Annotated in this window: 19 protein-coding genes; 8 read left to right on the top strand and 11 right to left on the bottom strand. The window is 38.5% G+C overall.

The window, feature by feature from the left end; all coding sequences use genetic code 11:
* Positions 1-17: 17 nt before the first annotated feature.
* Complete coding sequence (locus GQR47_RS06035; protein WP_024595425.1) at positions 18-1,346, bottom strand: GH1 family beta-glucosidase; 1,329 nt, start codon at positions 1,344-1,346, stop codon at positions 18-20.
* A 268-nt stretch (positions 1,347-1,614) separates the two neighbouring features.
* On the opposite strand from GQR47_RS06035, the gene GQR47_RS06030 reads away from it, so the two are divergent.
* Complete coding sequence (locus GQR47_RS06030; protein WP_024595424.1) at positions 1,615-2,889, top strand: sugar MFS transporter; 1,275 nt, start codon at positions 1,615-1,617, stop codon at positions 2,887-2,889.
* A complete protein-coding gene (locus tag GQR47_RS06025; protein ID WP_024595423.1) occupies positions 2,889-5,441 on the top strand; it encodes a glycoside hydrolase family 3 N-terminal domain-containing protein in 2,553 nt (850 codons plus the stop codon). Before GQR47_RS06030 ends, GQR47_RS06025 begins: the two co-directional genes overlap by 1 nt.
* Positions 5,442-5,575: 134 nt before the next feature.
* Here the strand turns inward: GQR47_RS06025 and GQR47_RS06020 are convergent, their stop codons facing one another.
* A complete protein-coding gene (locus GQR47_RS06020; protein WP_024595422.1) occupies positions 5,576-6,739 on the bottom strand; it encodes a GGDEF domain-containing protein in 1,164 nt (387 codons plus the stop codon).
* Between the two features lie 155 nt (positions 6,740-6,894).
* Positions 6,895-7,785: a TIGR01777 family oxidoreductase gene (locus GQR47_RS06015; protein ID WP_024595421.1), complete on the bottom strand. Its 891-nt coding sequence runs from the start codon at positions 7,783-7,785 to the stop codon at positions 6,895-6,897.
* Positions 7,786-7,955: 170 nt separating this feature from the next.
* On the opposite strand from GQR47_RS06015, the gene GQR47_RS06010 reads away from it, so the two are divergent.
* The gene (locus tag GQR47_RS06010; RefSeq protein ID WP_024595420.1) at positions 7,956-8,993 is read left to right on the top strand and encodes an AI-2E family transporter; all 1,038 of its coding nucleotides are present in this window, start codon (positions 7,956-7,958) and stop codon (positions 8,991-8,993) included.
* A gap of 69 nt (positions 8,994-9,062) precedes the next feature.
* Here GQR47_RS06010 and GQR47_RS06005 read toward each other — a convergent pair whose 3' ends face one another.
* The 6 genes from GQR47_RS06005 to GQR47_RS05980 all read right to left on the bottom strand — a co-directional run bounded on the left by GQR47_RS06005 (position 9,063) and on the right by GQR47_RS05980 (position 13,392).
* Entirely contained in the window at positions 9,063-10,142 is a 1,080-nt protein-coding gene (locus tag GQR47_RS06005; protein ID WP_024595419.1) for an FAD-dependent oxidoreductase, read from the bottom strand.
* A gap of 123 nt (positions 10,143-10,265) precedes the next feature.
* Complete coding sequence (locus GQR47_RS06000) at positions 10,266-10,676, bottom strand: hypothetical protein (RefSeq protein ID WP_024595418.1); 411 nt, start codon at positions 10,674-10,676, stop codon at positions 10,266-10,268.
* Positions 10,663-12,000, bottom strand: a complete 1,338-nt coding sequence (locus GQR47_RS05995) for an ATP-binding protein (RefSeq protein ID WP_024603392.1) — start codon at positions 11,998-12,000, stop codon at positions 10,663-10,665. Before GQR47_RS05995 ends, GQR47_RS06000 begins: the two co-directional genes overlap by 14 nt.
* A complete protein-coding gene (locus GQR47_RS05990) occupies positions 11,994-12,668 on the bottom strand; it encodes a response regulator transcription factor (RefSeq protein WP_002959806.1) in 675 nt (224 codons plus the stop codon). The genes GQR47_RS05995 and GQR47_RS05990 overlap by 7 nt, the downstream gene beginning before the upstream one ends.
* A 3-nt stretch (positions 12,669-12,671) precedes the next feature.
* Positions 12,672-12,929 carry a PepSY domain-containing protein gene (locus GQR47_RS05985; protein WP_024594903.1) on the bottom strand — a complete coding sequence of 86 codons (258 nt, stop codon included), beginning with the start codon at positions 12,927-12,929 and terminating at the stop codon, positions 12,672-12,674.
* A gap of 160 nt (positions 12,930-13,089) precedes the next feature.
* A complete protein-coding gene (locus GQR47_RS05980) occupies positions 13,090-13,392 on the bottom strand; it encodes a YciI family protein (RefSeq protein ID WP_024599115.1) in 303 nt (100 codons plus the stop codon).
* 189 nt (positions 13,393-13,581) lie between these two features.
* Between GQR47_RS05980 and GQR47_RS05975 the strand changes: the two genes are divergently transcribed.
* The gene (locus GQR47_RS05975; RefSeq protein ID WP_024603391.1) at positions 13,582-15,006 is read left to right on the top strand and encodes a sodium-dependent transporter; all 1,425 of its coding nucleotides are present in this window, start codon (positions 13,582-13,584) and stop codon (positions 15,004-15,006) included.
* 274 nt (positions 15,007-15,280) lie between these two features.
* Complete coding sequence (locus GQR47_RS05970) at positions 15,281-15,733, top strand: DUF1311 domain-containing protein (protein WP_024594852.1); 453 nt, start codon at positions 15,281-15,283, stop codon at positions 15,731-15,733.
* 54 nt (positions 15,734-15,787) lie between these two features.
* On the opposite strand, the gene glp is transcribed toward GQR47_RS05970, so the two are convergent.
* Positions 15,788-17,005 carry a gephyrin-like molybdotransferase Glp gene (glp, locus tag GQR47_RS05965; protein WP_024594851.1) on the bottom strand — a complete coding sequence of 406 codons (1,218 nt, stop codon included), beginning with the start codon at positions 17,003-17,005 and terminating at the stop codon, positions 15,788-15,790.
* A gap of 96 nt (positions 17,006-17,101) precedes the next feature.
* Between glp and modA the strand changes: the two genes are divergently transcribed.
* Genes modA through GQR47_RS05950 form a run of 3 tightly spaced genes read left to right on the top strand, consistent with a single transcriptional unit; the run spans position 17,102 to position 19,497 of the window.
* The gene (gene modA / locus GQR47_RS05960; protein WP_024594850.1) at positions 17,102-17,803 is read left to right on the top strand and encodes a molybdate ABC transporter substrate-binding protein; all 702 of its coding nucleotides are present in this window, start codon (positions 17,102-17,104) and stop codon (positions 17,801-17,803) included.
* Entirely contained in the window at positions 17,790-18,467 is a 678-nt protein-coding gene (gene modB, locus GQR47_RS05955) for a molybdate ABC transporter permease subunit (RefSeq protein WP_007375247.1), read from the top strand. The genes modA and modB overlap by 14 nt, the downstream gene beginning before the upstream one ends.
* Position 18,468: 1 nt before the next feature.
* The gene (locus tag GQR47_RS05950) at positions 18,469-19,497 is read left to right on the top strand and encodes an ATP-binding cassette domain-containing protein (protein WP_024595621.1); all 1,029 of its coding nucleotides are present in this window, start codon (positions 18,469-18,471) and stop codon (positions 19,495-19,497) included.
* Here GQR47_RS05950 and moeB read toward each other — a convergent pair whose 3' ends face one another.
* Positions 19,498-20,256: a molybdopterin-synthase adenylyltransferase MoeB gene (moeB, locus tag GQR47_RS05945; RefSeq protein ID WP_024595622.1), complete on the bottom strand. Its 759-nt coding sequence runs from the start codon at positions 20,254-20,256 to the stop codon at positions 19,498-19,500.
* Positions 20,257-20,494: the final 238 nt, after the last annotated feature.

Raw genomic sequence — 20,494 nt, 5'->3', positions numbered from 1 at the left:
TAGTTATGGGTATGCTCTTATCTTTTAGAGATGAGTTCTTTATAAGCTAAGCCACTGTTTTTAATAGTGCGTTGCTGGGTTTTATAATCTACATACACAATACCAAAACGTTTTAAATAGCCTTCTGCCCATTCAAAGTTATCCATTAGGCTCCAAGCAAAGTAGCCATGTATAACAACACCTTGTTCAATTGCATTATGAACCGCGTTTAAATGAGTATTATAATAACTTAAACGGTCTAAGTCGTTAACTTCACCATTATTATATGTATCGGGCATTGCTGCACCATTTTCGGTTATATAAATAGGCGGTAAGGTGTATGTTTTATTAAGCGATACGAGCAAGTCAGTGAACGATTGCGGGTAAATTTCCCACCCCATATCAGTTAGCGGGCCCGTAGGTGCAATAGGCTCATAAATGTCAGCAGGGTGCGCTTTATAAACTTGGCGGGTATAAAAATTAATACCTAAGTAATCAATAGATTGAGAAATTAGTTCCATATCGCCCTCAAAAATCTCAGGCTGATGGTTTAATGGTAATTGATTAATTATATCAGGATATTGGGCATCAATTATTGGTTTTATATACCACTGATTAAGATAGTCGTCTGCAAATGCAGTGGCTTTTAAGTCTTCATCACTTTGAGTAAGGCTATAACACGGCGTAAAGTTAAGCACTATGCCATTTAATGTATTAGGCGAGTTTTGCTTTAATACGCTCATAGCGAGTCCGTGGGCTAATAATAAATGGTGCGCTGCTTTACGGCCATATTCTTTACCCACTTTACCTGGGGCATGAATACCAATTTCGTAACCTAAAAACGCACTACAAAATGGTTCATTCAATGTGGCATAAGAGTGAACGCGATCGCCAAAGGCTTTGGTAATTAAATTTACGTAATGTTCAAAAGCGTAAGCTGTTTGTCTGTTAAGCCAACCGCCTTCATCTTCAAGGTGTTGCGGTAAATCCCAGTGGTACAAAGTAACAAAGGCTTTAATATTGCGACGTTTTAGCTCATCTAAAATATCAGTATAAAACTTCACGCCTACAGGATTTAATTTTGCGTCTTGGGTCATCACGCGCGGCCATGAAATAGAAAGCCTGTATGCATCTACGCCAAGTGACTCAATAAGGTCTATATCATCACGCCAAAGGTTATAGTGATCGCAGGCGGTATGACCGTCTGAGCTATCGACTATTTTATTGGGCGTATCGCAAAAAGTGTCCCAAATACATGGGAGACGATCTTGTGATCCGCCTTCTATTTGAAAAGAAGCTGTGGCCACACCGTATACAAAGTTTTTAGATAAAAGCGGTGAATGGGGTGGTAATGATAATTTTGTCATTAATAACAAACCTTTTGTTAGTCATTTACAGAGAAATCAGCTCTGTGTTTTTGCTTAATTAATGCTGTATGCGTGGTACAAAAAATAAAAAGTGTTGAAATATACAGCTTGTTCGTATTTAATTGCATATGAAAGCGCTTACATTTAAGGTTAGTGTTTATTAATTCTTAGGTCAACTCTTTAATGCTTCTGGATGGTTTAAAGACAGCTGAAAACTAAAACAGGGCACCTTAAGAATAGATTTATAATAATAAAATACGGAGAACACATGGCAAGTTCAGCACCAGTGACAACACACACACAGTCGCAAAACTATCAGGATAAAAATTACAGTTTTGCATTAACTTCTCTAACAACATTATTTTTTATGTGGGGATTTATAACCTGCTTAAATGATATTTTAATCCCACACTTAAAAGCCGTATTTAACTTAACGTATGTACAAGCCATGTTGGTTCAGTTTTGCTTTTTTGGCGCTTACTTTTTAATGTCACTTCCAAGTGGTTATATAGTTAAAAAGGTGGGCTATAAAAAAGGCATCGTGATTGGATTATTAATTGCAGCAGTCGGGTGTATATTATTTTACCCAGCAGCGTCTTTACATAGTTACCCTGTATTTTTATTCGCTTTATTTGTACTTGCCAGCGGCATAACATTATTGCAAGTATCTGCTAATCCTTACGTAAGTTTGTTGGGCTCACCAAAAACTGCGTCATCTCGACTTACGCTTACCCAAGCTTTTAATGCATTAGGTACCACTGTTGCGCCATCATTTGGTGCTCTGTTAATTCTAGACTCAGCGTCAGAAGCCTTTTTAACACCGGCTCAAAATGCAGAGTCAGTTCAACTTCCTTACCTCCTTTTAGCTGCAATGCTTATTTTACTAGCCGGTATTTTTGCTTGGCTTAAATTACCAGACATTATGAGCGAGCAAAAAGCAGAAGCCGAAAAATCAGAGGCAATTGAAGGCAGTGCTTGGCAGTATCGCCATCTTGTATTAGGTGCTGTGGGTATATTTATGTATGTAGGCGCCGAAGTTGCAATTGGTAGCTTTTTAGTAAGCTTTTTAGTACAAGAAAATATAGCAGGGCTAAAAGAGAATGTTGCAGCTCATTACATCACTTATTATTTTGGTGGTGCTATGGTTGGGCGTTTTATTGGTGCTGCTGTAATGCAAAAACTACCCGCAGGTAAAGTACTTGGCTTTAACGCAACCATGGCTATTATTTTAGTCATTATTGCCATGAGCACGTCGGGTCAATTAGCAATGTGGTCAATACTATTGGTTGGTTTATTCAATTCGATTATGTTCCCAACTATTTTTAGTTTAGCGTTAAATGGACTTGGTAAGCATACCGCTCAAGGCTCTGGTATTTTGTGTTTGGCGATTGTAGGTGGTGCAATAGTGCCACTTTTACAAGGTGCGCTTGCTGATAGTGTGGGTGTTCAACTTTCGTATGTTTTACCTATTTTATGTTACATATTTATTGTTTTTTACGGCCTACGAGGCAGCAAACCAGTATTAGTGAAGGAGCCATCATAATGAAAACGACTTTTAAACTTAATGCATTAGCAATTGCAACGTTAGTAGGAAGTGTTACTGCACTAAGCGGATGTACTAACGAAAGCAATGTTGAAAAAGTAAATGTTGAAGCGCAATCAAAGCTTGAGAAAATTTGGCCAAAGCTTTCAATTGCAGTGAAAAAAGACCCTGCTATTGAAGCTCAAATTGTCACGTTTTTAGAAAATATGACGCTTGAGCAAAAAGTAGCGCAAATGATTCAACCAGAAATTCGTGATATTACCGTTGAAGACATGCGCAAATATGGTTTTGGCTCTTACCTCAATGGCGGTGGTGCTTTTCCTAATGGCGATAAGCATGCAACGCCAGAGGATTGGGTTGCACTTGCAGAAAAAATGTATCAAGCATCTATTGATGACTCAGTGGACGGCAGCAAAATTCCAACTATGTGGGGCACCGATGCAGTACATGGTCATAATAACGTAATTGGCGCGACACTTTTTCCACATAATATTGGTTTAGGTGCGGCTAATAACCCAGATTTAATAGAGCAAATAGCGTCTATTACCGCAGTAGAAGTAATGGCTACGGGGATAGATTGGGTATTTGCACCCACTGTAGCAGTAGTACGAGACGACCGATGGGGCAGAACGTACGAAGGCTATTCTGAAGATCCAAAAATTGTTCACGATTACTCAGCAGCGATTGTAAATGGATTGCAAGGTAAAGCCGATGGCGACTTTTTAAGTGATAAGCGCGTTATTAGCACGGTTAAGCACTTTATTGGCGATGGCGGCACCGTTGATGGAGATGATCAGGGAAATAATATAGACAGCGAGCAATCGCTATTTGATATTCATGCCCAAGGTTACGTAGGTGGTTTGTCGGCGGGTAGTCAATCTGTTATGGCATCTTTTAATAGCTGGAATGGCGTTAAAAATCACGGCAATAAATACTTACTTACAGATGTATTAAAAACACGTATGGGTTTTGATGGTTTTGTAGTGGGAGATTGGAACGGCCATGGGCAAATTAAAGGCTGTACTAACGAAAGCTGCCCAGAAGCGGTAAATGCTGGCCTTGATATTTTTATGGTGCCAACAGGTGCGTGGAAGCCGCTATATGAAAATACAATTGCACAAGTAAAAGCAGGTAAAATAAGTATGAGCCGCATTGATGATGCGGTTGCACGTATTTTACGCGTTAAGTTACGCGCTGGGTTATTTGATAAACCAAGTCCGGCTAAGCGCCTGTACTCGGGTAAAACAGAGCTTATTGGCGCTCAAGCGCATCGCGAAGTAGCACGCCAAGCTGTGCGCGAATCGCTTGTATTACTTAAAAATAAAAATAACCTATTACCTATCGCAGCTAATCAACACGTACTTGTTGCAGGTGATAGTGCCGATAACATAGGTAAACAGTCGGGTGGTTGGAGTATTACGTGGCAAGGGACTAATAACAAAAATGCAGATTTCCCAGGAGCAACGTCAATTTACAAAGGGCTTGAAGAGCAAATATCTGCAGCAGGTGGAAGTGTTACTTTAAGTGCTGATGGTACGTTTGAACAACGTCCTGATGTTGCCATTGTTGTATTTGGTGAAGAACCTTACGCAGAAGGGCACGGCGATAAAGATAATCTAGAGTTTGAGCGCGGAAATAAAAAGTCATTAGCACTTTTAAGCTCGCTAAAAGAGCAAGGCATCCCTGTTATATCTGTGTTTATTTCTGGTCGCCCTATGTGGGTGAACAGCGAACTTAACGCATCTGATGCGTTTGTGGCTGCTTGGTTACCTGGTACAGAAGGTGCGGGTATTGCTGATGTGTTATTAAAAGCGGCAGACGGTACCATCCAAAATAACTTTAAAGGTAAGCTATCGTTTTCTTGGCCTAAATCGGCGGTACAAACTGCGGTTAATAAAGGCGATGAAAATTACGATCCATTACTTCCTTATGGTTTTGGTTTAACGTATGGCGATAAAAATGTGCTAGCTGACGACCTTGATGAAGACTCTAAACTTGATAACTCAGGGCTTACGAGTATGGATATACTTGTTGGTGCACCTGTAGCACCATGGCGCTTATTGTTAAAATCGGGCGATGAGCTTTTAGATGTATCGAGTAGTACGCATGAATTTGGTGCAATTAAATACCGTACTGAGGACAAAACAGTACAAGAAGACGCGCGCCAATTTAACTTCAGCGGTGCAGAAAAAGCCAGTGCTGAAATAGTAACAAGCTTTGCAGAAGATACCATTGCCTACGTTGAAGCAAACAGTGTGATTAGCTTTGATATTAAATTAAACGAAGCACTAACGAGCGATGTAGCCCTTGCTATGACTTGTTCTGGTGAGTGTGGTGCAAGCATTGATTTAGCAAACGTCGTGGATAAAACTATTGAAAATAAATGGCAGTCAGTATCAATCGATTTAGATTGTTTTGCTGATAAAGGTGTTAATTTTGCAAGCCTTACAAGCCCATTTAGCTTGCACAGCAATGGTAAAGCATCAATTTCTGTAGCTAATATTCAGTTTGTACCAAATAAAGCGGACGAGGCTACGCTGTCTTGTAAGTAGTTTATTAACTCTATTGTGTGTATACCAAAGCCCTTCTGTTGAAGGGCTTTTTTTATGGATAGATGTTAGCTAGATAAAATATGGTAGTTTAAATATAGTTGTTTTTAATGCGCTTATAAGTCACTTAAAAGCAATTAACTTTTCGTGAGTAAGTTTTTTTCATCAAAGGTTACTACTTTGTCTCGGCCAGTTTCTTTAGCTAAGTAAAGGCGTTTATCGGCATAAGCGAGCAGTTCTTTTATAGTTGCATTCCCATTAATTGCATTACTTACCCCAGCGCTTACGGAAAGTTTTATATGCTGATTTTCATGATAAAAAGCTTGAGTGCTTATATTCTTTCTTAATAGCTCAGCATCACTTTTTGCTGCACTAAGGGTGTAATCAGGTAGTAAAATGGCAAATTCTTCTCCGCCAATTCTGGCACTAATACCTACATTTAAAAATTGCTCTTTAATAAAGTGAGATATCCACTTAATTGCGTGGTCGCCCGCTTCGTGACCAAACTGATCGTTTACACGTTTAAAAAAATCAATATCGAGCAAAATAACAGACACATTTTTGTCTATATTTTTAGGATCACTTAGTGCTTCTTTACTTTTTGTAAAAAAGCCACGGCGATTAAGTAATTGGCTTAAAGTATCGGTGTTAGCAAGGCTTGAAAGTGTATGCTCTGTATTAGAAGCCAGCAGGTATGGCAATATTAGTGCGCTACAAGTGGCCAAAATTAAATGACTACTTAAGATAAGTTGCAGTGGCTCTATGTAGTTTGGCGAATTAATACTAAAAATAGATATTGCCAATAGTGTTGTTTGTATGAGCATTAAAATGCTGTGAATTGAAAAACAAACTATCAGCGCTTTTTTTTGCAAAGTGGCTACAAAGTTCATCTGCTTAATAATATATGCGGAATATAGGTATAAAACCGAAATAATTAAGCTTGTCAGCATTTGCCCTGCAGGGTCTGAATATATGGGTAATAAAGCAACCCCCGTTAATCCAAGGAGACAATAAAGAGGTTTTAAGTTTAGTGCCTTACTGTGCTTATATTTATTTAACCCAATAATAATTAACAATGGACTTAGTAATATGAAAATATCAGCCAAATAGTGTGTAATAAAAGGCGCGTCTATTACTAACTTTAAACAGGCAAGTAACTCGGCAAATGCAAAGGTAATGCATGCTAGGCCAAATAATAAAAATGATGTTTGTTTTTTAAAGTTATGTACGGATAAAAAAAACAAGCCTATTAATACGTTAAGAATAAAAGAGAGACTGATCACAGTAGGCAGGTGTAGCATTTAAGATTCTCTTTTATTAAAGATAGGCGTGGTTGGTGTGGAAAACTTGCTGATTATTATGTATTAATGTTTAAAGGTCAATATGGGTAAAAAGTAGTAATTTACCCATATATCTAATTTGAAAGGGATTTTAACTGAACGAATATTAACGCCCGCTAAACCAAGCTCTCTAAAGCCGATTTTATATCAGGATGATGAAAACTATAATTGTTAACGAGTGCCTTTTTAGGGACTACAAATTGCCCCGTTGTTAGTAAGTCTGACATTTCACCCATTAATAGTTTAAGTACTGGGGTTGGCATAGTGATAAATGCAGGTCGAGAGAGCGCCTCGCCTAAGCTTTTACTAAATTGAGCATTGCTTACAGGGTTGGGTGCTGTTGCGTTAACAGGGCCTGATATTTCTGGGTGTTTAATAATAAAGAGTATTAGCTGAATCATATCGTCGATGTGTATCCACGACATGCCTTGCTCGCCATTACCAATCGGGCCACCCAGGCATAATTTAAAAGCAGGTAACATTTTTCCAAGTGCACCTCCTTTTTTAGCTAAAACAATACCCGTTCGCAAAAGGCATACTCTGGTTTGTTCTGATTGGGCGAGTAGTGCTGCATTTTCCCAGTCTTTACAAAGCTGGTGGCTAAATTCATCGTGTGGGCGTTCAAAAGTTTCATCAATAGGATTACTATTTTGTCGACCATAAAAACCAATTGCACTGCCAGATATAAAAGTATGCGGGGGTATACTACAGGCTTTAATTGCTTCACTAATTTGCTGTGTAATATCAATACGACTGTTTCGTATTATTTGCTTTTGTTTGTCGCTCCAGCGTTTATTTACAATCGGCTCGCCAGCGAGATTAATAACGATATCAACAGTGTTAAAGTCAACATCACGAATGTCACTTACGGCTTTAACTTTGTGGCCTAATAATACGTTTGCTTTAGTTGGATTGCGGCTAAGTACATTAACAGTATTATGATGAAGTAAAAAAGGGCATAAGTGCTTACCAATTAATCCGGTCGCGCCAGTTATAAATATATGCATTATTCATCCTTACAATAAAATAGAAGCAAGTGATTAAAAAACATACTCGCTAGCAAACAGCTTTGCAAATTTATACGTAAAACAGGCTTTTATGATCACTTCGTAATTATTTCATTTAATTACCTTTTGCCTTACACTGGGACGATATAGTTAATAAAAGGATTAATAAATTGGCAAGTTTAACTGGAGTAAATAAAAGCTTAATAGTTTTTGCTTCCTTGGTAGTGGTCCTCGCTGGAATAAAAGCCGCGAGTGTAATTATTATTCCGTTTATTTTGGCGGCATTTATTGCCATTATTTGTAACCCGCTTATCAAGTTTTTTGCGCGCTACAAAATTCCTAAAGGCATTGCTGTTATGTTGGTCGTGCTGATTATAGTTGGCTTAGGGGTAAGCCTTGGCGGGCTTGTAGGGCAATCTATCAACGATTTTTCTCAGCAGCTTCCTGAGTATAAAACACAACTTAAAGAAGAATTTGTGTGGCTGGTCGATTTAGCATCTCAATACAACATACTGATCAATAAAGATCAGTTAATCAATATGTTCGACCCTGGCAAAATGGTTGATGTGGCCACTAATATGCTCACTGGATTAGGTGGCGTAATGGCAAACATGTTTTTAATTATTTTAACGGTTGTTTTTATGCTTTTTGAAGGGCCAATGCTGAGCAAGAAAATACATATGGCACTTGAAGACCCTGATAGTAAAATGAAGCAAATTGACCGCTTTTTAGAATCTATTAATTCATACTTGGCAATTAAAACGCTAGTAAGTTTAGGGACGGGTATTATTGCTGCGTTTTATTTATGGATTTTAGACGTTGACTACTTTGTGCTTTGGGGCGTTTTGGCATTTATGTTCAATTACATTCCAAATATAGGTTCAATTATTGCGGCTGTACCAGCTGTATTACTTGCCCTTATTACTCAAGGCCCATTAGTGGCAGGACTTGTTGCTGCAGGATATTTAACAATAAATACGGTAATGGGTAATATTGTAGAGCCTAAATTTTTGGGTAAAGGGCTGGGTCTTTCAACGTTAGTGGTGTTTTTATCATTAATATTTTGGGGCTGGTTATTAGGTACTGTGGGTATGCTTTTATCTGTACCATTAACAATGATTGTAAAAATAGCCCTAGAAGCCAGTGCAGAAGGTAAGTGGGTTGCCACTTTACTAGGCAGTGGTGAAGACGTTACTAAAAACAACTAACATTTATAACCATCAAGGGCTGTAAAATTAAAACCCTTGATGGTTAAGTTATCAATAAATACAGGGCTATTAATTAATAAACGATTTAATTGCGTCATCCACAGCGTTTATTGCGCCTTCTAAATATCCAGCTTCTTGTTTTGCAAACTCACTCGCTACAAAATGAATATTGAGGTTACTTAATTGCTCTTCCAAGTTTGAAAAATCAAATTCTGGGTGCTGTGAAGGCTGAGTTTGATCGTCTCTATTAGCTACAAATTTATCCTCTGCCCAGTCTTTAATAAAGTATCCGGTTGCCTTTTCAGCATCCTTACCATAAAAGTAGCTGAGCTGTTGGGCACAGGCTTGAATTAATTGCTCTTGAGTTACTTGGTTTCGTGATAAGTAGGGCACACCTATAAAGCCAAATAATGCGGCGTAATTACTATCCTCAGCACTGGCATCGTGAATCTCGACCATAGGGCCTACGCGGCTAAAGCTTTGCCCAGATAAGTTTTTATCACGCCAAAATGCATGTTCAAAAGTAGCTATAAACTTGGCTTGTCCTGCCATCCATGTAGGTACGCTGCTAAGGCGGTTTATGAGTGTTGGAGTCGCCCATAGTTCAGGTGTTAAATGCGTTGTAACCATACGAGGAGGAATTGCTGAAATTAATTTGCCAGTAGTAAAGTGCTTTATATTGCCTAAGTGATTAACCGTAATTAGCCAGTTATTATCACCTTTTTTAAGCTCAGTGACATTATGTTCTAATAATATTGAATCAGGATTAAGCTGCTCATATAAGGCAGTTATTAAGGTATTCATGCTGTGTTTGAGTCTAAATAGTTGCATATCTCCAGCACCTGCAATTTGTTGAGGTTGCTTGGAGTTAGGTGCTTGATATAACACATCACCTTTATGGTATTGCTCAAATATACTTAAGTTGAGTGACTTTATTAGCGCTTGAATTTTTGGTTGGTGGGGAAATATCCACGTAGGACCCAAATCAAAACTAACATCGTTATTTATTGGTGATTGCGCGGCAAAAATTCGGCCACCTAATTGCGATTTAGCTTCTAATAATAAGTACTCAATATTAAGTAGTTGTAATTTATACGCACTGTATAAACCAGCAAGTCCGCCACCTATAATAATTACTGGTTTGGTCATCTGTTTATCCATTAGTTTTTAGCAATCTACTAGTAGGTAGTTTGTTTTGGTATGAATAAATTGTCAAGTAAGCTATAGGGAGTGAGTAAAGAAACGTAACTAGTTTAGTGTGCTTAAGTTACGTCAAAATGGGTGTTTTAGTGATTCTGTAAATTGATTTATAAGCTCAATTTCACACAGTTTATAGCTAATGGCTGCGGTTGTCGCATTAGGAAGTTTTATTAAGTAACGCCATTGGCAGGCGCTCTCAAGGTACTTTTCATTATTTTTAATGCTGCGCATAAATAACGGCAGCACTTGCGTATTGCCTGTGCTTTCTTGTGACTTAGTTAGCTCATATTTACGCTTTTGTATCCAACTGCCTTGTGCTTGTTTTGCTTTATCAATTTGGCTATCTAGGCATTGAATATATCGCTTAGCTTCATCGGTTGTTGCTTTAGCGGCTAAAGTACATGCTTCATCTGCAAAGCTGTATTGGCTTGAAGCTAATAACACAATGGCAGTTAGTTTTAATAAATAGTTACTTTTTGTCATTGTAATTAAACTCTAAAATAAATTGAGCGCCGCCTAAGTTATCAGCTTCTGTAATAGTAAGTGTACCGTGATAGGACTTAACCAAGTCAGATACAATTGCCATCCCTACGCCGTGTCCGCTTTCGTATGTATCCAGACGAGTACCCCGTGTAAGTAGAGATTCACGTTTGTCCTCTGGCACGCCAGGACCATCATCGCTAATTCCAATACATAAAGTTTTGCTTTGAATAACTTGTATTGCTACTTGTGAGCGACACGCTTTACAGGCGTTATCAATCAAGTTACCGAGTAATTCCATTAAATCTGTTTGATCGCCTAAAAAATAATCTTTTTCGGTTACGGTGCAGGTAAAAATAATATCTTTATCACGATATACTTTTGCCATAGCACTGAGTATTGAATCGAGTACTGGCTTAATAGGTGTTTGTTTTTTCCACGTGTCTGATGCACCGGTTGCAGCACGCTTTAATTGGTGCTCGATCATCACATTAATGCGGTCGAGTTGTTCTTGTGCATCGGCATCGTTTGCCAATGGACTTGATTTTAATACAGCAAGCGGCGTTTTGAGTGCATGAGCAAGATCGCTCAATGAGGCTCTATAGCGTTCTTTTTGGCGCTGTTGCGACTCAAGTAGCAAGTTTAGGTCTGCTTTTATTGTTTGCAGTTCTACAGGGTAGAGGCCTTTAATTTCTTGAATATCACCCGATTCAATTGCTTTTATTTCTTTATCGAGTCGTTGGAGTGGGCGAGCGCTCCAAATAAAACCAATCGCCATAAGGCCTGCAATTGCAATGCCCATTATAAACATCCAATCTACAAGGGTTTGCTTAAAGCCATCCATTAAACGAAGCAGAGCGTCATTACGTTTAACTAATATAAAGCGAGCTTGTTCTGATTGATCTATGTTATTTAAAATTACAGTCAGGCTAAGTTGCCAGTACGCGGTGTTATTATACTCCACGCGCCTGAAATCGGCAGCACCGGCTTTGGTTTCTATTTGTTGAGGTACATAGTTTAAGTTTACAGCCGATTCTGAGTTCCAAACAGGATCATCATCGCGGTAAATCATAGCGTAGGTATCTGAATTTAATCTGTTTAACTCAGGCGCTAAAATAGTGCTGGGCATAATAATACCATGCTCAGTAAAGTCGACTTCAGATATTAGCGAGTAAAGCTGTGCTTCGAGAGTTTTTTCTGTCGCATCAACAAGTGAAGCGTAATACGCCTTACCAATTGAATAAAATAAGATAGGAAGTGCGACTAACAAAACAAAGACAAGGATAAATCCTTGCCTTATTTTTAACGATATTTGCGGTATTACCACTGGCTTTTAAGCCTGTAACCACGCCCACGTAGTGTCTCTACTGGGTTTAGCACGCCATCAGGGTCAAGTTTTTTACGCAAACGAAGTACAAATACTTCAATTACGTTTGAATCAAGATCGAAATCTTGGTCGTAAATATGCTCAGTAAGTTCTGATTTAGAAATTACTTTTTGCGGATTTACCATTAAGTATTCAAGTACTTTATATTCGTAAGCTGTAAGGCTAAGCTCTTTATCATCAACCCATACTTGTTGTGAACGTGTATGAATTTTAATTGGGCCCGCAGTCATTTCTGGATTTGCTTTACCAGCACTGCGACGAATTAATGCATTACAACGGGCAATAAGCTCTTCAACATGAAATGGCTTAGTAAGGTAGTCATCAGCACCTGCATCTAAACCTTCTACTTTATCTTGCCAGCGATCGCGCGCTGTTAAGATTAAAATAGGAATAGTAATGCCTTGTGCTCGTGCTTTATTGATTAGCTCAATACCGTCTATTTTAGGTAAACCTAAATCAACTACTGCCATATCAAGCGGGTATTCTGTAATGTGGAAAAGACCTGCTTCACCATCGTGACATAAATCCACGCTGTAACGTTCTTTTTCTAAAGCATTACGTAGGTTATCTGCTAAATGTAAATCGTCTTCAATAACTAAAATTCGCATTTGTTAATCCTTTTTCACTTCGCCGGTTTTTTTATTAATATGTAAATCAACGACGTGGCCGTCAGATTTGAGTATTCGTACGGTATAAAAATCTGTTTTTTCGGTAATTTTTAAGGTCTTACCGCCAATTGTTTTCTTTGCGAGTATTACGGCTTTCTTTTTGTCCACCTCAGCATGAGATGCTTGGGTGGCGGTTGCTGCTTGACTAAAGTTAGCTAAGCTAACACAAGCAATAAAACCGAGGCTTAATAATACGCGCATAATGGAAAACTCCTAGACCAGACTCACTTAGTTTAATTAACTAAGTTACTAAAATTCAAGTAAAAACGGTAAATTCGTTTTTATCCTGATAATTTTAATTAAAAACCTGTGAACAAACCCTGAATTACAGTGCAACGCACGCTCTAGGGTTTAATACTTTTTAAGCAGGAAATACCTTTTTAAAAGGTTTAACAATTGTATTTTCATAGATGCCAGCGGCAACGTAAGGGTCTGCTGCTGCCCACTCTCGAGCTGCTTCAATTGATTCAAATTCAGCAACCACTAATGAACCGGTAAAACCTGCTTCTTGAGGATCTTCACTATCGACTGCCGGTAATGGACCGGCGGTAAGTAGACGGTTTTGTGAATCAAGCTCACTAAGGCGTGCTAAATGTGCCGGGCGTGCTGCTTTTCTAAGCTCTAAGCTGTTTTCAACGTCTGTTGAGTGAATCATGTACAACATAAGGAATCTCATAAAAATTGTTAAATTTGATTAACGCAATACTACCACAGCGTTGAAAATTGGTGAATTAAAAGCGTATTTACACAGGTTTACACTTCGATTTTATTTTTAAGCTGTAATTGCTTGAAAATCTCTGTGTAACACTGGTAGAGTCGCTGAAATATACAAAATAATAAAAAGGTTTTATGCATGAGCGAAAATAGAGAACGATTTAGTTCCCGCCTTGGATTCATAATGGCAGCGGCCGGTTCAGCTGTTGGTATTGGTAATTTAGTTGGTTTTCCGGTTTCTGCTACTAAAAATGGTGGTGGCGCATTCTTATTAATTTACGCTTTATTTGTCATATTCATTTGTTTACCAGTCATGATGGCTGAAATGGCAATGGGTCGTAACGCTCAAAAAGATCCACTTGGTTCGTACAAACTATTATCTAATAACGATAAAAAATGGAAGTTAGCTGGGTTTTTTGCGGTGCTTACACCATTTATGATTGCTGTATTTTATATGGTGATTACGGTTTGGATCTTTGGTTATTTAACGCAAACAGGCCTCGGTAATTTAGATTTACTTGCAGATCCTGGCCACTTTGGTGTTTTTATTAATAGTTACACTGTGTTTGGTTATATGGCTGTTGTGGTTATTATGGTGAACTTAATTTTGTTAGGTGGTGTTAAACAAGGCATAGAAAAAGCCGCCAAATTTTTAATGCCCGCTTTATTAGTTATGCTACTAGCTCTAGTTACTTATGTATTAACGCTTGATAACGCAATGGCCGGTGTTAAATACTACATTATTCCTGATTTTTCTAAGATGAGTGCAAGTGTACTTAATGGCGCATTAAGCCAAGCGTTTTTCTCGCTATCGCTGGGCATGGGCATCTTAATGACTTACGCGTCGTATATTTCTAAAAAGGATGACATTGTAAGTAGCGCTAAAATGGTTGCTATTACTGACTCACTTGTTGCGTTTGTAGCTGGTTTAATGGTGCTACCGGCTATATTTAGTTTTGATCCTAATACAGACCCAGCTGCACTTTCTGACTCGTCTGTATCGATGATTTTTGTATACCTACCTAAAATCTTATTAGCACTGCAAAATGATATTGGCTATGTAGGTGCATCTATTGTTGCATTCTCGTTCTTCTTATTAGTATTTTTTGCAGCAATTACCTCACTTGTTTCAATAGTAGAAGTCCCGACTGCAACCCTAAGTGACCGTAAAGGTATTAGCCGTAAAAAAGCATTGGGCATCCTTACACTTTCAACCGGTGTACTTACTATTTTATGTACAATGTCGTTTGGTATGATTGACAGCCTTACATCTTTCACCAGTTATGGCGGCGTTAGTAAGAGCTTTTTTGATATTATTGTTGATGTATTTTACGACACAATTTTACCGCTTAATGGCTTAATGGTGTGTTTGTTTGTAATGTACCGCTGGAAAAAAGCACGATTAACACAAGAGCTAAGCTTAGGTTCGCCTAATTATGCGGGAAGCTTGATGGAAAAGTACGTTAACTTTTCACTTTCAACGTTTATTCCTGTCATTCTAGCTGTAATATTTATAAATACAGTGGCGACTAAGTTTTTTGATTTAAAAATATTTGGTTTTTAATAGGCCTCTATAAAAGCTTATTGAATAATATAATGCCGCTCAGTTAAGCTTAGCGGCATTTTTTATAGGCGTTTTTTACAGGTATCTGGTCTAACTATTATACCAACCTGCATAAATCTTTGATCAATTTAAGGAATTAAATTGCACTATAACGTCGTTAAAAATTTTTTATTTAGAACAACTAGATACAAAAATTTTTGCCTAGTTCTAGCGTAATTTTCTTAACGTTAAATAGACCCCATATATAAGCAGATTGGTATTAAAGGGATTTAAAATGAATAAAATTATTATTGGGTTTGCTTTTGCTATTTCATCATTTGGCGCATTTGCACAAAGTACTGATGATTGGCCTGAAGGCGGTGCAATGCACACGGGCAATACTTATAATTTAGAGGGCAATAGATACAAAACTAAAATCAGTAAAATGATGGATGAGATCTACTCTCAACTAACTGATGATTACCAAGTAGATGCAGTTAAAGCGCAAATAAAAGCATGGGAGCAGTATATAGATGCTACATGTAACGTTGTTGGCATAGCAACGGGTGCCGGTGGCTCTTGGCCCTCAACGTATAGTGTTAAATGCGAAAGAAGCCTAAGTTATGATAGATACTTTGCGACTAAAAACGCGCTGAAGTGCGTTAATAGATTAAGTAAAGAAGAGTTTGTAGGGCGTAGCGAAAAGTTAAATTGTTTAATTCAAACATTAAATATAAAAATATTTTAAGGTTTGCAGCAGCGCTACAGCTAAATTATACAGTTAGCTGTAGCATTTTAGGCTTTATAGCAACTCAATACTTACTGTTGCACCTTTTTCGATATTGCCGCTTTGTGCTGGCACTACAATTAGGCAGTTAGCTTTACTAAGCGACGAAAGTACACCCGAACCCTGTTTATTAAACGGGGCAACCACTAAGTCACCTTGCTCGTTAATTGTTGCAGTACCGCGTTGAAAGTCAGCTCTGCCAGGGCGCTTTTTAATAACGGATGTAGTAACCGCGTTAAAGCGCATTTTAGGGTTTACTACACCAAGCCCCGACAGCTTTTGCAGTGCAGGCTCTACTAACTGATTAAACGTAACAGCAGCCGACACAGGGTTACCTGGCAAGCCAAAAAAGTAACTGTTAGCTAGTTTACCAAAGGCAAAAGGTTTACCTGGTTTCATGGCTATTTTCCAAAAGTGAATTTCGCCAATTTCGTTGAGAACTTCTTTAGTAAAGTCGGCTTCACCAACCGATACACCGCCTGAGCTTATTACGGCATCGGCAAGTTCGTTCGCTTTCAAAAATGCATTAGTGATGAGTTCTTTGTCATCAGGGATTATTCCTAAATCAAGCACGTCTATATTTTTTTGTTGCAGCGCACTAATAATAACAGCGCGGTTGCTTTCAAAAATAGCGCCTTGTTTAAGAGGCTGACCAGGTTCAATTAGCTCATCGCCTGTAGAAAGCACGGCTATTTTTAAGGTTCTTACCACGTCTATATTGGCAATCCCTAAAGATGCAAGTAATCCCACATCAACGGCTTTTAATTTATCCCCTGCTTTTAAAATAACATCGTCTATTGCAATATCTTCGCCAGCAAAACGTACGTTTTCATTTAGCTCTGGTTGCGCGGTAAACGTAATTTTATCGCCATCTACCGAGGCGTTTTCTTGCATTACAACGCCGTTAGCGCCAGGTGCAATGGCGGCGCCGGTCATTATTCTTACGCATTGCCCTGGGGTAAGTGTTCCTTCAAAAACTTGACCTGCAAACACGCTTCCTACTTGTGTGTAGGTTAAGCTTTTATCTGAAATACACAGCGCATAGCCATCCATTGCTGAGTTGTTATGAGCGGGTACGTTTATAGTTGACTTAACATCGCTTGCTAAAACGCGATCAACACTTTGCATTATAGAAATGGTTTCAACGTCTTTAACAGGCGTTATTGTGCCAAGTATATTTTGTATTGCAGTTTCAATTGGCAATAAACCGGGTGCATTGCAAACATCGTTCATATATATTGCTTACTTAAATCATTTTATTTTGAAACAATACTTATAATGTCAAAGCTTTACAATACATGGTTGGGTTATTTTTTGTGTGTGATATGCATGTTTTCGTGCAGCGTAAACGCAAAAGAAACGCTGCAAGTAGCCGTAGCGAGTAATTTTAAAACTGTATTGGAAACCCTACTAAAAAAATCCCCATTACCTAATGTTGACGTGAAAATATCAGCCGCTTCTAGCGGTGTTTTATATTCGCAAATAGTGCATGGCGCGCCATTTGATGTGTTTTTATCGGCCGACGATTTTCGCCCGCAATCGCTTATTAAAGAAGGTTATGCCGAGCAAAGTAGTTTGATCACTTACGCGTTAGGCGAACTTGCTTTGTGGCAACCCAAAGCTGAAAAAGTAAATGATAAAGTAGCCATTGCTAATCCGCGTTTTTCACCATACGGACGTGCCTCAGAGCACTACGCGAATAACCATTTTAAAAAACCAATAAATTATGTGTACGGGAATAATATTACGCATGCGTTTCAGTTTGTGCAAAGTGGTAATGTAGGAGTAGGGCTGGTGGCTGTTTCATCCCTAAAGGCGGCTTACCGTAACACGCAAGATCAAAAATATTTAGATTATACCGTGCTGCCTACCAATCAATATCCCGATATAATTCAACAAGGCGTTATTATTAGCTCGACTAAAAAACATGCTAGTGCTAAGCAACTTATGCAATTTTTAATGGCAGAAGCTACGCAGCAGCAGTTAATTGAATTAGGTTACAGAATAAAGGACAACAATGCTTCAAAGTGATTTAACCGCGCTGTGGTTAACTATAAAACTTGCCTTTATAACCGCAGTACTTCTTCTTATTTTTTGTATTCCTCTGGCTTACAAGCTCGCTGGCTATAACGGTAAATTTAAACCATTTTTAGAGGCATTAATTGCAATGCCTTTAGTGCTACCGCCTACGTTGTTAGGGTTTTATTTACTTGTTTTGTTTTCGCCTGATCACGCTTTTGGGCAGTTTTGGTTTTGGCTAACGGGTACGCAGCTTGCGTTTAGTTTTCAGGGCGTGGTTATTGGCTCGCTTTTTTATTCGCTGCCTTTTGTAATGCAGCCGCTTGTGGCTGGGTTTAAGCATATTAATCAAACCTATAACGAAGCTGCCATTGCGCTTGGATTAAGCCCATTTAAACGCTTTGTGCATTTAATTATTCCGCTTTTAAAACCCAGTATTGGTAGCGCATTTGCTTTAGGCTTTGCGCATACATTGGGTGAATTTGGTTTGGTATTAATGATTGGCGGTAATATTCAGGGGCAAACACAGGTGGTGTCTATTGCGCTTTATGACCATGTTGAATCGTTAAATTATACGGCGGCGCATCAGCTTTCACTTATTTTACTGGCTATTTCGTTTGCCTGTTTAGTGCTGTTATTTAAGTTTAATAAAAGCATTGTAGGGGTTAAGCAATAACATGATTAAGTTAAGCCTTTTTAAAGCACTCAATAATTTTGATTTAGATATAAACCTTGAGCTTGAGTCGTTTAATGTATTGGGTGTTTACGGTCCTTCAGGCTCCGGTAAGTCAACATTACTGCGTTGTATTAGTGGTTTAGAGCCTGCAAAAAGTGTTCATATTAATAATCAGCCAGTGCATGAGTTGCCAAGTGATAAACGCGGTATAACGCTTCAGTTGCAATCGTGCCCGTTGTTTCCTCATTTAGATGTGGCAGGTAATTTAGCGTTTACACAAAAACACTGCGAAAATAAGCAAACCAGCTTAACGCTTCAATACGTTGTTAAAACACTTGAATTACAAGATTTACTAAATCGTGATGTACAAAGCTTATCGGGTGGCGAGCGCCAGCGTGTAGTATTTGCGCGCACTTTGCTTGCCGGTCAAAAATTTATAATGCTTGATGAGCCTTTTAGTGCGCTTGATTGGTCATTGCGTTTTAAAACGCTCACTAAACTCAATGAGTTAGCCGTTAAGTTTAATATTAAATTTATAATAGTAAGTCACTCATTAAAAGAGCTGCTATTTTGCTGCGATACCCTTATTCAGCTTGATAAAGGTAAGGTGATAAACCAAGGTGCAAGTGCGCACGTTGCAAAGGCTATTTACGCAAACGACAGGCAAACACCGCTGAGCTTAATTAATTACGATGTGGTTAAATTTGATAAAGACTACGGGCTATATCAACTGCAATTACAGCAAAGTGAGCAACCGCTTTTTGTGCTTCCTGCACTTGTCGATAGCAGTAATAAGCTAATTATAGAAAGTGAGCAAATGTCGCTTAGTGTGTTAAAGCCTGAGCAAACAACGCACAGTAATGTTTTAAGGTCGGTATTAACTCAGGCTGAGCTTATTAATAATAAGTGGCAGTTAACGCTTAATGTTGACGGGCAAACTTTGTTTGGCTTGGCTTCAAGGCGAGTGTGGGACAAAAACAACTTTAAAGTTGGCGATGTGCTTTATACAACAATCAGTAATCTAGAATAACTAAATGCTGCACACCGCACATTGACTGTTTTTAGCTATTTTAAAACGATTAAACTCCATGCTTAAACCATCCACCAGCAATAAGTGTTTGTCTAAGCCACTTGGCAAACCAGCAAGCATTTTTAGCGCTTCAGTTGCCTGAATACTGCCTATTAGCCCCACAATAGGAGAGAGCACACCGGATTCAGAGCAGCTTTGTGTTTGTTCACTAAAAAATTGCGATAAACAACCATAACAATGACTGTTTTCATCCATAGTAAAACACGCGACTTGTCCTTCCATTCGTATTGCAGAGCCTGACACTAGCGGAACTTTAGCTTTAAAACAGGCGCTATTAAGTGCATTACGCGTTGCTAGGTTATCTGAGCAATCAATTACTATATCAATGTTATTAAATAGCTGCTCTGTAGAGGTATTTGCATCAAAAAATGCCTCAATAGTATTTATGTTTATTTCACTATTAAGCGCGTTAAGCTGTTTTTTAGCAACACTGCATTTTGAGCTACCAATGTCGCTTTCTTTATACAGTATTTGCCTTTGCAGGTTGGTCACGTCTATTTCATCGTTATCAACTAAGGTAAGCGTGCCAACGCCAGATGCCGCTAAGTATTGACCTACCGCGCAACCAAGCCCACCCACACCAATAATTAAAGCATGCGATTGCCATAGTTTCTCTTGTCCGTCTATATCAAGCTGCGGCAGCATAATATGCCGAGAATAGCGTAGTTGCTGTTGGTACGTTAACGGTGCTTTTTGCATTTTTAAATATCTCATACTTTTTTTGAACAATACCAATTTGTTAAATCCTAGAGCAAGTAGTAACGCTTTTTATTTGCACTGTAACAGCCCTTACCCCCTCACTCATATAGTGCAACTATAACGCATTAAAATAATAAATACATATAACTAGCTGAAATATATGGTTTTTAATTTGTGGCTCAGTAATTGCTGTGTTTGGTTAACTAAAATTTAACAAAGTTTGAGCTACTACTCATAT

Origin of the sequence: Pseudoalteromonas sp. Z1A2 (assembly GCF_011378755.1) — a bacterium.
In the GTDB taxonomy this organism is placed as follows: Bacteria; Pseudomonadota; Gammaproteobacteria; order Enterobacterales; family Alteromonadaceae; genus Pseudoalteromonas; species Pseudoalteromonas distincta.
This window is presented reverse-complemented; position numbering and strand designations above follow the sequence as displayed.